The organism is Herbaspirillum sp. CAH-3, assembly GCF_009668275.1.
In the GTDB taxonomy this organism is placed as follows: domain Bacteria; phylum Pseudomonadota; class Gammaproteobacteria; order Burkholderiales; family Burkholderiaceae_D; genus Herbaspirillum; species Herbaspirillum aquaticum.
This window is the reverse complement of record NZ_VSWE01000006.1, coordinates 100,725-114,355: the sequence shown is the minus strand read 5'-3', so window position 1 is coordinate 114,355 and position 13,631 is coordinate 100,725. Positions and strand designations below refer to the sequence as shown.

The 13,631-nt window shown below is 63.8% G+C and carries 11 protein-coding genes; 5 read left to right on the top strand and 6 right to left on the bottom strand.

What is annotated here, in order from left to right:
- Window positions 1-164: 164 nt before the first annotated feature.
- Complete coding sequence (purL, locus tag FYB76_RS09355; protein ID WP_154133483.1) at window positions 165-4,196, top strand: phosphoribosylformylglycinamidine synthase; 4,032 nt, start codon at window positions 165-167, stop codon at window positions 4,194-4,196.
- Window positions 4,197-4,377: 181 nt separating this feature from the next.
- On the opposite strand, the gene FYB76_RS09345 is transcribed toward purL, so the two are convergent.
- The 6 genes from FYB76_RS09345 to FYB76_RS09320 all read right to left on the bottom strand — a co-directional run bounded on the left by FYB76_RS09345 (window position 4,378) and on the right by FYB76_RS09320 (window position 9,739).
- Window positions 4,378-5,478: a porin gene (locus FYB76_RS09345; protein ID WP_154133481.1), complete on the bottom strand. Its 1,101-nt coding sequence runs from the start codon at window positions 5,476-5,478 to the stop codon at window positions 4,378-4,380.
- A gap of 504 nt (window positions 5,479-5,982) precedes the next feature.
- A complete protein-coding gene (locus FYB76_RS09340) occupies window positions 5,983-6,759 on the bottom strand; it encodes a peptidylprolyl isomerase (RefSeq protein ID WP_088753910.1) in 777 nt (258 codons plus the stop codon).
- A gap of 90 nt (window positions 6,760-6,849) precedes the next feature.
- A complete protein-coding gene (locus FYB76_RS09335) occupies window positions 6,850-7,134 on the bottom strand; it encodes a BolA family transcriptional regulator (RefSeq protein ID WP_154133480.1) in 285 nt (94 codons plus the stop codon).
- Window positions 7,131-7,751, bottom strand: coding sequence for a septation protein A (locus tag FYB76_RS09330; RefSeq protein WP_154133479.1), 621 nt, complete (start codon window positions 7,749-7,751; stop codon window positions 7,131-7,133). The genes FYB76_RS09335 and FYB76_RS09330 overlap by 4 nt, the downstream gene beginning before the upstream one ends.
- Window positions 7,752-7,796: 45 nt before the next feature.
- On the bottom strand, window positions 7,797-8,192 hold the full coding sequence (gene msrB / locus FYB76_RS09325) for a peptide-methionine (R)-S-oxide reductase MsrB (RefSeq protein ID WP_088753913.1): 396 nt from the start codon (window positions 8,190-8,192) through the stop codon (window positions 7,797-7,799).
- A gap of 71 nt (window positions 8,193-8,263) precedes the next feature.
- The gene (locus FYB76_RS09320) at window positions 8,264-9,739 is read right to left on the bottom strand and encodes a YdiU family protein (RefSeq protein WP_154133478.1); all 1,476 of its coding nucleotides are present in this window, start codon (window positions 9,737-9,739) and stop codon (window positions 8,264-8,266) included.
- 164 nt (window positions 9,740-9,903) lie between these two features.
- Between FYB76_RS09320 and FYB76_RS09315 the strand changes: the two genes are divergently transcribed.
- From FYB76_RS09315 to FYB76_RS09300, 4 genes are read left to right on the top strand one after another with little or no spacing between them, the layout of a single operon-like run.
- Window positions 9,904-10,839 carry a branched-chain amino acid ABC transporter permease gene (locus FYB76_RS09315; protein WP_088753915.1) on the top strand — a complete coding sequence of 312 codons (936 nt, stop codon included), beginning with the start codon at window positions 9,904-9,906 and terminating at the stop codon, window positions 10,837-10,839.
- A 3-nt stretch (window positions 10,840-10,842) separates the two neighbouring features.
- Window positions 10,843-12,063, top strand: a complete 1,221-nt coding sequence (locus FYB76_RS09310; RefSeq protein WP_154133477.1) for a branched-chain amino acid ABC transporter permease — start codon at window positions 10,843-10,845, stop codon at window positions 12,061-12,063.
- Window positions 12,060-12,818: an ABC transporter ATP-binding protein gene (locus FYB76_RS09305; RefSeq protein ID WP_154133476.1), complete on the top strand. Its 759-nt coding sequence runs from the start codon at window positions 12,060-12,062 to the stop codon at window positions 12,816-12,818. The genes FYB76_RS09310 and FYB76_RS09305 overlap by 4 nt, the downstream gene beginning before the upstream one ends.
- Complete coding sequence (locus tag FYB76_RS09300; protein WP_154133475.1) at window positions 12,811-13,527, top strand: ABC transporter ATP-binding protein; 717 nt, start codon at window positions 12,811-12,813, stop codon at window positions 13,525-13,527. Before FYB76_RS09305 ends, FYB76_RS09300 begins: the two co-directional genes overlap by 8 nt.
- Window positions 13,528-13,631: the final 104 nt, after the last annotated feature.

The following is a 13,631-nucleotide window of genomic DNA, read 5'->3' as shown; positions in this document are numbered from 1 at the left end:
TCTGCCAGCAAACGCGCGCACGATCCATCATTCCGCCTTCCCCCGGCCTGCACGATTTTTCACTGTGCAATGCGGCATCCGGGGCCGGCCGGTGCCGGTGGACCGGTCCCTGCCGCGATGCTGCGACGGTTTTCCCGATTCAAGCTAACTGCCTCGACCTCGCCATGCTGATCCTGCCGGGCTCCAATGCCCTTTCCGCTTTTCGTACCCAACGCCTTCTGACCCAATTGCAAGCAGTCGATGCCGCCATCACCGGCGTGTCCGGCCGCTACCTGCACTTCGTCGACGCCGGCCAGTCCCAGGCCCTGACGCGCGAGGACGAGGCACGCCTCAATGGCCTGCTGACCTATGGCGATCCCTTCAATGGCAGCGATGAGGGCGATGCCTTCGTCGTGATCCCGCGTTTCGGCACCATCTCGCCCTGGGCCAGCAAGGCCACCGACATCGTGCGCAACTGCGGCATGGGCCACATCCACCGGGTCGAGCGCGGCATCATCTTCCGTGTGCAGGTCAAGACGGGCTTGCTGGGCGGTGCCAAGAAGCTCAACGAAGCCAGCATCCCGGCCGTGGCCGCACTGTTGCACGACCGCATGACCGAAACCGTGCTGCGCGACCCGCAGGACGCCGCCGGCCTGTTCTCGGAACTGCAGGCCAAGCCGCTGGAGTCGGTAGACGTGATCGGCGGGGGCCGTGCCGCGCTGGAGCGCGCCAATACCGAGCTGGGCCTGGCCCTGTCGGATGACGAGATCGATTACCTGGTGGACGCTTTCACCAAGGCCCAGCGCAATCCGACCGACGTCGAACTGATGATGTTCGCCCAGGCCAACAGCGAACACTGCCGCCACAAGATCTTCAACGCCGACTGGACCATCGACGGCGAAAAGCAGGACAAGTCGCTCTTCGGCATGATCAAGAACACCCATCAACTGGCGCCCAAGGGCACCGTGGTGGCCTATTCGGACAACTCCTCCATCATCGAGGGCGCGACCGTCTCGCGCTTCTACCAGCGCGGTGCCACCAAGGGCAACGTGTATGAAGCCTCGGACGAGCTGACCCACATCCTGATGAAGGTGGAAACCCACAACCACCCGACCGCCATCTCCCCGTTCCCGGGCGCCTCCACCGGTGCCGGCGGCGAGATCCGCGACGAAGGTGCCACCGGTCGTGGCTCCAAGCCCAAGGCCGGCCTGACCGGCTTTACCGTCTCCAACCTGATGGTCACCCACGCCGTGCAACCCTGGGAAAACGCCCGTGACGTGGCCCAGCCGGTGGACCAGCGCGATGAACACGCGCAGGGCGGCATCTACGGCAAGCCCGAACGCATCGCTTCGCCCCTGCAGATCATGATCGACGGCCCGCTCGGTGGCGCGGCCTTCAACAACGAATTCGGCCGTCCCAACCTGGGCGGTTACTTCCGCACCTACGAGCAGAACGTGGGCGGCCAGGTCATGGGCTATCACAAGCCCATCATGATCGCCGGCGGCATGGGCAACATCTCGGCCAAGCACACCAAGAAGAACGACCTGCCGGTCGGCAGCCTGCTGATCCAGCTGGGCGGTCCCGGCATGCGCATCGGCATGGGCGGTGGCGCTGCCTCCTCGATGGCTACTGGCGTCAATACCGCCGACCTGGATTTCGACTCGGTGCAGCGTGGCAACCCGGAAATGGAGCGCCGTGCCCAGGAAGTCATCAACGCCTGCTGGGCGCTGGGTGACGACAACCCCATCCAGTCCATCCACGATGTGGGTGCGGGCGGCCTGTCCAACGCCTTCCCGGAAATCACCAACGACGCCAAGCGCGGTGCAATTTTTGACCTGCGCAAGGTGCCGCTGGAAGAAAGCGGCCTGGCCCCGCGCGAGATCTGGAGCAATGAATCCCAGGAGCGCTACGTGCTGGCCATCCTGCCGGAACACCTGGACCTGTTCAAATACCTCTGCGAGCGCGAGCGCGCACCCTTCGCCGTGGTGGGTACCGCCACCGAAGAACGCCAGCTGAAGGTGATCGACCCCGAGCACAACAACAACCCGGTCGACATGCCCATGGACGTGCTGCTGGGCAAGCCGCCCAAGATGCACCGCGATGTGCAGCACGTGCAAAAGCAGTTGCCGCCGGTCGACCTGACCGGCATGGACCTGGTGGACGTGGCCCAGCGCGTGCTGCGCCTGCCGGCCGTGGCCGACAAGTCCTTCCTGATCACCATCGGTGACCGCAGCGTCGGTGCCATGTCCGTGCGCGACCAGATGGTCGGTCCCTGGCAGGTGCCGGTGGCCGACGTGGCCGTGACCGCCATGGGCCTGGAAGGCTATCTGGGCGAAGCCATGGCCATGGGCGAGCGTACCCCGCTGGCCGTGATCGACGCACCGGCCTCGGGCCGCATGGCCGTCGGTGAAGCCATCACCAACATTGCTGCCGCCCCCATCGCCGAGATCGGCGACATCAAGCTCTCGGCCAACTGGATGGCCGCCTGCGGCCAGCCCGGCCAGGACGCCGCGCTGTTCGATACCGTCAAGGCCGTGGGCATGGAGCTGTGCCCGGCACTGGGCATCTCGATCCCGGTGGGCAAGGATTCGCTGTCCATGCGCAGCACCTGGAGCGATGAAGAGGGCGCCAAGTCGGTGACCTCGCCGGTCTCGCTGATCGTTTCCGGTTTCGCGCCGGTGACCGACGTGCGCCGCGTGCTGACCCCGCAACTGCGCAAGGACAAGGGCGACACCGTCCTGATCCTGATTGACCTGGGCCGTGGCAAGAACCGCATGGGTGCCTCGGCGCTCACCCAGGTGATGCAGCAGATCGGCAACGAGACCCCGGACGTGGACAGCGCCGAAGACCTGAAGGCCTTCTTCAACGCCATCCAGCAACTCAATACCGAAGACCGCCTGCTGGCCTACCACGACCGTTCCGACGGCGGCCTGTATGCCACCCTGGCTGAAATGGCCTTTGCCGGCCATACCGGCATTTCGGTCAACCTCGACATCCTGACCATGGAAGCCGAGCACGCCGCCGACTGGGGCGATTCCAAGAACTGGACCACGCAAGTGGCCGAGCGCCGCAATGAACTGACCCTGCGCGCGCTGTTCAGTGAAGAACTGGGCGCCGTGATCCAGGTCCCGGCCGAGCAGAAGTCGGAGGTCATGAACGTGCTGCGCAGCTACAACCTGGGCGCGTGCAGCCACATCATCGGCAAGCCCAACGACCGCGACGTGATCGAATTCATGCGCGATGCCAAGAACATCTACGGCCAGCCGCGCGCCGAGCTGCACCGCGTCTGGAGCGAGACCAGCTGGCGCATCGCCCGCCTGCGCGACAACCCGGCCTGCGCCGATGCCGAATACGAACGCCTGCTGGATGCAGCCGATCCCGGCATGACGCCCAAGCTGACCTTCGATCCGCAGGAAGACATCGCCGCACCCTACCTGTCGCTGGGTGCAGCGGCGCGTCCCAAGGTCGCCATCCTGCGCGAGCAGGGCGTGAACTCGCACATCGAGACTGCCTACGCCATGCACAAGGCCGGCTTCACCGCCGTGGACGTGCACATGAGCGATTTGATCGCCAATCGCGCCAAGCTGGATGACTTCAAGGGCTTCATCGCCGTGGGCGGTTTCTCCTACGGTGACGTGCTGGGTGCCGGCGAAGGCTGGGCCAAGACGATTCTCTTCAATGCGCAGCTGGCCGAGCAGTTCTCGCGCTTCTTCCAGCGCCAGGACACCTTCTCGCTGGGCATCTGCAACGGCTGCCAGATGATGAGCAACCTGAAGTCCATGATCCCGGGCGCCGAAGCCTGGCCCAAGTTCACCCGCAACAAGTCCGAGCAGTTCGAGGCGCGTTTCGTGATGGTGGAAGTGGCCGATTCGCCGTCCATCTTCATGCAGGGCATGGCCGGTACCCAGGCACCGATCGCCACCGCTCACGGTGAAGGTTTCGCCGACTTCTCGCAGACCGGCGACATCGACCGTGCCATTATCGCGATGCGTTATGTCGACCATCGCGGCGCGGCCACCGAAGCCTATCCGTTCAACCCCAACGGTTCGCCCCAGGGCATCACCTCGGTGACCACCCCGGACGGCCGCTTCACGGTCCTGATGCCGCACGCCGAACGCGTGTTCCGCACGGTGACCCAGTCCTGGCACCCGGAATCGTGGGGCGAGGATTCGCCGTGGATGCGCATGTTCCGCAATGCCCGCAAGTGGGTGGGTTGAGCCGGAAATGGCTTGACATGAAGTTTCCTGTCCCGACTGCCCGCCGCACGGGGCATTCGGACAGGGGATGGAAAAGCAGGATGAAAAAAAACGCAGTTCCGAAAGGAACTGCGTTTTTTGTTTCTGCTGCGGGGTTGGGTGATGACGCTCTCCCGAAGGAAAGCGCCACCCTCAAGCCGGATCAGAAGATGTGACGGATGCCAACGCCGACGGTGGTCAGGTTGTCCTTGCCAGCGGCTTGGCCGGTCAGCTCGTAGCGGGCTGCATCCTTGGCCTTGTTGTAGTCCACGATGGTGTAGACCTGGGTGCGCTTGGACAGGGCATATTCGGCCCAGCCCACGATGGCGTAGCGCTTGCCGTCGCCAACCGTGCCCACGTTCTTGACGCTGGCGTTCTGGCTCTTGTCATAGTAGAAGGCGCCGGTCAGCGACAGGGCGGCGGTAGCTTGGTAGGACGTACCGAAGAAGTAACCCTTGTCCTTGCGCTGGACACCTTCGACACCGCCAGCCGATGCTGCGCTGTTGGTCATGGCCATGTAGGCAGCAGTGGTACCGGTGGCATCCTTGATGTTGAAGTAGCCGCCGAACAGCTTGGCGTCACCGATCTTGTAGGAAGCCGACAGGTTGTAGCTGGTGTCCTTGTTGTCGCTGTTATTGGGGCTCACAGTCTGCTGCCAGCCGCCACCGACGGAGAAGGGGCCGGTGGTGTATTGCAGCGAGCTGCTGATCTGGCTGCCGCGACGTGCCGAACCGGCTTGTTCGCCAGCCGAGTAGGACAGGCCAACGCTCACGCCGCTGAAGCTGCCGTAGTACTTGATCATGTTGCTGTTGCGCACCAGGGTGCCGGCGGCCGGCAGCCAGGAGTTGCTGTCGTAGTTGCCCACGGTCAGCGGGTCGAAGTGGTCAGCCAGCAGGTCGAACAGCGGGGTGTTCTGGCGGCCGATGGAGACCTTGCCGAAGCTGCCACCCAGGCCAACCCAGGATTGACGGTTGAAGATGGTGTTGGCGCTGCTCATGGAGCCGTTGTCACCGTTGAAGCCGTTTTCCAGCTGGAACATGGCCTTCAGGCCGCCACCCAGGTCTTCGGTACCCTTGAAACCGATACGGCTGTTGGCGATCGCGCCGTTGTCCACGCGCACGTTGCTGTTGCCCTGGGCATTGTCGCTGCTCAAGTAACGGATGCTGGTGTCGACGATGCCGTAGATGGTCACGGTGGACTGGGCAAAGGCTGCCCCGCCCGTGGTCAGGCCGGCTGCCAGCAGCAGCATGGAACTCTTCTTCATAGGTTTCTCTCCAGAAAGCACGATGTTGTGTTGTTGATGGCGCCGCGGATCAGCCTTGTGTGCCTCTCCCCGAAACACCTCTTTTATCGCCGCGACCGCATTGAACGTGGCCGGCCGCAGCCTGTCCCTATTTGGAACTGGATCGAAGAATATCAGAACGATGGTTCGCAAAATGCGCAAAATGCTGCAGGTTAATTCCTCTTTTTTAATTATTTAGTGAATTTATATGATTATGAAAAATTTATTGGATAAATCTTTTATAAAAATAAATCTTCACTATGAAACTTGGTTTGTGTCTTCTCTGTGACAAGAAGGCCAATTTCAGCGCTTTTTTGGAGGAAATCCGGGGTTTTCGAGCGACTTTTTGATCGCAGGTGCAGAAGTTGTGCGTGCGATCGTAGCTAAAAAGCAACATGCCCGGCGAGGAGACCTGGCCGGGCATGCTGGGGGAACGATGAAGAGGAGGGCGCGCGGCCGTCCCCTTCGACGATCAGGGCGAAAGGCTTATTGCACCTTGGCCTTGGCGCGCAGTTGTTCCTGGTAAGCCTGCAGCTTCTTCTGTTGCAGGGCTTCGGCGATCTGCGGCTTGACTTCTTCCAGGGTCGGGACCTTGGCGGGGCGCACGTCTTCCAGCTTGATCACGTGCCAGCCGAACTGGGTCTGCACCGGGGTCTGGGTGATGTCACCCTTCTTCAGGGCCACCATGGCGTCGGAGAAAGGCTTGACGAACGAGGCCGGGGTGGCCCAGTCCAGATCGCCGCCGTTGGCTGCCGAACCGGTGTCCTTGGATTGCTTGGCCAGGTCTTCGAACTTGGTACCAGCCTTCAGCTTGGCGATGATGGCTTCGGCGTCTTCCTTCTTGTCCACCAGGATGTGGCGGGCGTGATATTCCTTGTCGCCGGCCTGGGCCTTGAACTTGTCGTATTCGGCCTTGATGTCGGCGTCGGAGACCGGGTTCTTCTTCAGGTAGTCAGCGATCAGGGCGCGGATGACGATGGACTGGCGGGCCAGTTCCAGCTGGTTCTTGACGTCGCTGCTGTTGGACAGGCCTTGCTTGTCGGCTTCCTGCATCAGGATTTCACGGTTGATCAGCTCTTCCTTGATGGCGCCGCGCAGTTGCGGGCTGTCAGGCTGGCCTTGCGCAGTCATCTGCTTGACCATCAGTTCGGCGCGGGAGGAGGGAATCGCCTTGCCGTTCACTACGGCCAGGTTTTGTGCGAAGGCCGGGATGGAAGCGATGGCGAACAGCAGCACCAGCAGACGAGCGGGTTTGAATGTCATTGTTGAATCCTAGAAAAGAAAGGAATGAATCAAAACGGAGAAAAAAACAGGAGGGGCTTGATAAGCAGGCGTCGGTCTTTGTTCTTGGTCTCAGTTCGTTGCCTCTGACGGCGAGAGCGCCACTATGGCCAGCGCGTGGATCTCCTGCTGCATCAGGTCGGACAGGCAATCATACACCAGCCGATGGCGGTTCAACCGATTTTTGCCCTCGAACAAGTCGGAAACCAGGCGGACCCTGTAATGTCCTCCGCCAGAGGCGGCGCCGGCATGTCCAGCATGCAGGGCCGACTCATCCTCGACCAGACAGGCCTGCGGCGTGAAAGTTGCAGTCAGGCGTTCGGTAATGCGCTGCACGCGCGTGTCAGCGACACTCATTCGGCGTCCTTCATGTATTTGGAAAGGAACAGGCTCTGCCCGATGATGAAGGCAAACATCAGGCCCATGCTGCCGAACATCTTGAAGTTGACCCAGGTATCGAGCGAGTAATTGAAGGCGATATACAGGTTCAGCACGCCCATGACGGCGAAGAACACGATCCAGGCCAGGTTCAGGCGCGGCCAGATCGGTTCGGGCAGGGTGACCTGCTTTTCCATCATGACGCGGATGAGATTTTTCTTCATGAACAGCTGCGACACCAGCAAGGCCAGTCCGAAGGCCCAGTACAGGATGGTCGGTTTCCACTTGATGAAGGTATCGTCACGGAAATAGATGGTGGCACCGCCAAAGACCACGATGATGGCCAGCGACACCCACAGCATGCCGTCCACCTTGCGCCGGCGCAGCAGCAGCCAGGCAATCTGGCCCAGCGAGGCGATGATGGCCACCGCCGTCGAGAGCAGGATCGGTGCCTGGGTGGCCGTGACGGCGCCGGCCGACATGGCCCCGCCCAGGTATTGCATCACGAGGTCCTGCGCGGCCGAGGGATGGCCCTCGGCCCATTTGAAGACGCCGAAAAACAGGATGACGGGGAACAGGTCGAACAGGAACTTCATCGGGTTGGCTTCTTCAGTGAGTCAATGAAACGGTGGAAGAGCGGCTTACGCGGGGTCGAAACGCAGCGAAGCCGAATTGATGCAATAGCGCAGTCCGGTCGGCGGCGGGCCGTCGGGGAAGACATGGCCCAGGTGGGCGTCGCAGACGTTGCAGATGATCTCGGTGCGAATCATGCCATAACTGCGGTCCAGTTTCTCGCGCACGTTGGCCGGATCGATGGGTTCGAAGTAGCTGGGCCAGCCGCAGCCGGAATCGAACTTGGCGTCCGACGTGAAGAGCGGCGTGTCACAGCAGACGCAGGTATAGATGCCGGCTTCATGATGATCCCAGTAGCGGCCGGTGAAAGCGCGCTCGGTGGCCGCTTCGCGGGTGACCTGGTATTCCATGGGGTCCAGCTGTTCGCGCCATTGCGCTTCGGTCTTTTCTACACGTTTGTTCATGCTTGGCTCCTTGGGGATGACGGGCGACGGGCAAATGCGGGCCGCCCGGGAAGAAAGTTGCAGAGGCCGCCTCAGGAAGAGCAACTCACCTCGAGATGGCGGGCCCACTCCGGCGGCAGTGCGGCGTAGCGCTCGAATTCGGGTTGCTCGTCAAAGGGGTGTTGCAGGATCTGCTGCAGGCGCGCCACTTCACTGAAATCCTTCTCCAGCGCGCGGTCGATGGCGTCCTGGGCGAGGTAATTGCGTAGCACGTATTTGGGGTTGACCGCATGCATTGCAAGCCGGCGGGCGTCGTCGTCGCTGTCTTCGGCGCGCAGGCGGGCGCGATACTGCACGGCCCAGGCATCGAAGGCAGGACGATCAAGGATCAGGTCGCGCACGGGCTCGTCGTCAGCCACATTGCCGATGCGCAAGTCGCCCAGGCGGCGGAAGAACAGGGTGAAGTCCACCCCATTGGCCTGGAGGATGGCAAACAGCGCTTCGATCAGTTGTTCATCCTCGGGCTGCTGCGTGCGCAGCCCCAGCTTGGCGTGCAGCAACTGGGCATGGCGCGCCTGGAAGATGGCTTCATAGTCGGCCAGCGCTGCTTCGGTCTGCTCCACCGAACCGATCAGCGGCAGCATGGCCTGGCCCAGTGCGAAGCAGTTCCACTGGCCGATCCTTGGTTGCATCTGGTAGCTGTAGCGGCCCTGGCTGTCGGTGTGGTTGCAGATGTGGCGGGCGTCGAAGGCTTCCATGAAGCCGAAGGGGCCGTAATCCAGGGTCAGGCCCAGGATGGACATGTTGTCGGTATTCATCACGCCATGCATGAAGCCCACCGCCTGCCATTGCGCCATCAGGGTGGCGGTGCGGCGGGTGACTTCCTTGAGCAGGGCCTGGTACGGGTTCTCTTCAGGCAGCAGTTCCGGATAAAACTGTTCCAGCACGGTATCGGCCAGGATCTTCAAGTCGTCGAAGCGCTGGTTGTAGTACCAGTGCTCGAAGGAGCCGAAGCGGATGAAACTGGGCGCCATGCGGGTGACGACGGCGGCGGTTTCCGGGGCTTCGCGCATGACGCGCTGGTCCGAGCCGATCACGGTCAGGGCGCGCGTGGTCGGGATGCCGAGCGCGGCCATGGCTTCCGAGCAGAGGAATTCGCGGATCGAGGAGCGCAGCACGGCGCGGCCGTCGCCCATGCGCGAGTAGGGCGTCATGCCCGCGCCCTTGAGTTGCAGTTCGATGCGGCCCTGGCCGTCGGCGGCCGGCAGGTCGCCCAGGGTAATGGCGCGCCCATCGCCCAGCTGGCCGGCCCAGACCCCGAACTGGTGCCCGGAATAGACCGCCGACAGCGGCGTCGAGCCGGGTGCGATCTGGTTGCCGGCGAAGATGTCCAGGAAATCGAAGTGCTCATCGGCCGGCCGCGGCAGCCCGACCGTGGCGGCGGCTGCGTCGCTGAAGCCGACCAGGTAGGGGGCGGGCAGGGGTGTGGGCTGCAGGCGGGTATAAAAAGCCGGCGGCAATTCGGCGAAACGGTTCTCGAAGGGGGGCAGCGGATAGGATTGCGTCATGGTCAGCCTGTGGCGCGCAGCCCGGACCGGGCCGCAATCCGCTATTTTGACAGAGAAGCGCGAATCCCATAGGATCGCTCCACTTTTGCGTCCTGCCGCGCCTGGCCGGGCGCGGCAAGCCCCTCAACCCCTTCGATACGGCATCTCCCCGCAAGGCTGGCAATTTGGAATTCGCGCTGATCACCTTCCTGAACGGCCTGGGCTACGGCTTTTTGCTGTTTCTGCTGTCCTCGGGCCTCACGCTCATCTACAGCATGATGGGCGTGCCCAACTTCGCCCATGCCAGCTTCTACATGCTGGGCGCCTATGTCGCCTATGCCTTGGCCGGGCTGTTGGGATTCTGGTGGGCGCTGTTGCTGGCGCCCTTGATCGTGGGCGTGGCGGGCGCGCTGGTGGAGCATTACGGCCTGCGCATCGTGCATCGCTACGGGCACGTGCCTGAACTGTTGTTCACGTTCGGCCTGTCCTATCTGGTGGTGGAACTGGTGCAACTGGTCTGGGGGCGCTCGCCCGTGCCCTACCGCATCCCGCCCGAACTGGATGGCACGCTGTTTACGCTGTATTCCACCGCCTTCCCGGTCTATCGCGGCTTCATGCTGCTGGTGGCGGCCTTGATGCTGCTGGCCCTGTGGCTGCTGCTGCGCCATACCCGCATCGGACTGCTGATCCAGGCCGCGCTGACCCATCCGCAGATGGCCGAGGCACTGGGCCACAACGTGCCGCGCGTGTTCATGCTGGTGTTTGGCGGCGGCTGCGCGCTGGCGGCACTGGCCGGTGTCATCGGCGGCAATGCCTTCGTCACCGAGCCGGGGATGGCCGCCGCCGTGGGCAGCATCATCTTCGTGGTGGTGGTGGTAGGTGGCCTGGGCTCGCTGGCCGGGGCCTTCATCACCTCGCTGCTGATCGGCATGATGCAGACCTTTGCGGTGGCGCTGGATGTCTCGCTGGCCAGCCTGGGGCTGCAGGTTCCGTCCGGCAGCGCGCTGGCGCCCCTGGCGCGGCTGACATTGGCGCAGGTGGCACCGGTGTTGCCCTACCTGCTGCTGGTGGTGATGCTGGTCGTGCGTCCCAAGGGCCTCATGGGCCGGCGGGAGGGCTGAGCGATGCGGCGGATGGTCTTTCCCTGGCTGCTCTTTGCCCTGGTGCTGCTGGCCGCGCCGCTGGTATTTGCGCAGAGTGCGGCCTTGTCGCTGCTCTCGCAGATGGGCACGATGGTGCTGCTCTGCCTCTCCTACAACATGCTGCTGGGGGAGGGCGGCATGCTCTCTTTCGGGCATGCGGTGTATTCCGGGCTGGGGGCCTTCGGGGCCATCCATCTCATGAACCGCATGGCCGATGGCGTGCTGGCCTTTCCGATGACGCTGGTGCCGCTGGCGGGCGGCCTGACCGGAGCGCTCTGTGCGGTGGTGCTGGGCTATCTCACCACGCGCCGCGCCGGCACCACCTTTGCCATGATCACGCTGGGGCTGGTGGAACTGGTCTCGGCCTGCGTGCTGATGTTTCCCGAGGTCTTCGGCGGCGAGGGCGGCATTTCCGGCAATCGCGTCATCGGCGAGCCCGTGCTGGGGATCAGCTACGGGCCGCAGATCCAGGTGTATTACCTGATCGCCGGCTGGCTGCTGGTCTGCGCCATGGCCATCTGCGCGCTGCGCCACACGCCCCTGGGCCGCATCCTCAATGCCGTGCGCGACAACCCCGAACGCGCCGCCTTCATCGGCTACGACCCGCAACGGGTGCGCTACCTGGCGCTGATCCTGTCGGCCTTCTTTGCGGGGGTCTCGGGCGGGCTCTCGGCCATCAATTTCGAAATCGTCAGCGCCGAATACGTGGGCGCGCTGCGCTCGGGCGCCATCCTGCTCTTTACCTTCATCGGCGGCACCGCCTATTTCTACGGGCCCATCGTGGGCGGCGTGGTGGGCGTGCTGTTTTCTTCCTGGCTGTCGGCCTATACGCAAGCCTGGCAGTTCTACCTGGGCGCGTTCTTCATCCTCATCGTCATGACCACGCCGGGCGGACTGGCCAGCCTCATCGACCGCGCCTGGCATCTGCGCTATGGCGACATCGATGCCAGCCGCGCGCTGCGCCTGGGGCTGTGGCTGGCAGGGGCACTGTGTGCGCTGGCCGGGCTCATCCTGGCCACCGAAATGGCCTATCAGGCCAGCCTGGGCAGCCTGGCCGAAACAGGCGCAGGTGCCGCGCCCTTGCTGTTGTCGGGCTGGCGCATCGACGTGCATGCGCCTTTTCCGTGGGTGATCGCGGTGTTGTGCATGGTGGCGGGAACAGCGATGCTCATGGCTTGGCATCGCCACGGAAGGCCGCGATGACTGCGCCGGCTCCCTTGATCCTGCAGGGTGTGTACAAGGCCTTCGATCGCAGCGAGATCCTGCGCGGCGTCGACCTGCAATTGCAGCCCGGCGAGCGCTGTGCGCTGATCGGGCCCAATGGGGCGGGCAAGTCCAGTCTCTTTCACGTCATCTCGGGCCGCTATCGTGCCGATGCCGGCCGGGTGCTGCTGCATGGGCGCGACATCACCCACGCACCGCCGCAACAGATCCATCGCCTGGGCCTGGCGCGCAGCTTCCAGATCACCAGCCTGTTCCCGCGCCTGAGCGCCTTCGAGAACGTGCGTTGCGCGCTCCTGTGGACGCTGGGCTATCGCTATGCCTTCTGGCGCCGCATCGGCCGGTTGCGCGACGCCAGCGAGCGGGCGCTGGCGGTACTGGAGAAGGTCGGCCTGGCCGCGCGAGCGCAAGTGGTCGCGGGTGAACTGAGCTATGCCGAGCAGCGCGCCCTGGAGCTGGCCGTGACCATTGCGGCCGACGCCTCCGTGATCCTGCTCGATGAACCGACCGCCGGCATGAGCCGCGCCGAGAGTGCGGCCATGGTGGCGCTGATCCGCGAGGTCACCGTCGGCAAGACCCTGCTGATGGTGGAGCATGACATGCAGGTGGTCTTCGGCCTGGCCGACCGCATCGCGGTCATGGACAACGGCCGCGTGATCGCCTGCGACAGCGCCGAGCGCATCCGCGCCAATCCGCATGTGCAGGCGCTGTATCTGGACCGGAGGCGCCATGGATAAATCCCCTGCGCTGCTCAGGGTCCATGACTTGCAGGCCTGGTATGGCCAGAGCCATGTGCTGCATGGCGTGTCGCTGGAGGTGGGGCGCGGCGAGATCGTCAGTGTCCTGGGCCGCAACGGCGCGGGACGATCAACCCTGCTCAAGGCCCTGATGGGCCAGGTGCGCAGTACCGGCGACATCGATTTTGAGGGCCGTCCCCTGGCCGGGCTGCCGACCTACACCATCGCCCAGCGAGGTATCGGCTATGTGCCGGAAAGCCGCGATGTCTTTCCCGCACTCACCGTGCAGCAAAACCTGCTGCTGGGCCGCAAGCGCGGGCCGGCGGTGGCCGAAGGCTGGCGTGAAGACGAAGTGCTCGCACTCTTCCCGGCCCTGGAACGGCGCTACAAGGTGGCCGCCGGCGCCTTGTCGGGCGGCGAACAGCAGATGCTGGCGCTGGGACGCTCGCTGATGGGCAATCCGGTCCTGCTGCTCATCGACGAACCGACCGAAGGGCTCTCGCCGCAGATGGTCGAGCAGGTGGCGCATTGCCTGGAACTGCTGCGCCAGCGCCAGGTGGCGGTGCTGCTGATCGAGCAGAAGCAGGCGCTGGCGCTGGAGATGTCGCAGCGGGTCTATGTGATGGGACGCGGCGAGATGGTCTTCGAAGGGACGCCCGTCCAACTGGCGAAGGACCCGGCCTTGCAGCAGGAGTGGCTGGCGCTCTGAAGACAGGGCGGATGAAAGGCGGCATTTCTCGCGCAGCCGCGATGGCTGTGCCTGCCGCGTGCGCGCACAATCGCCGCTCTAGCCGAACGCTGACCGGGAGATGT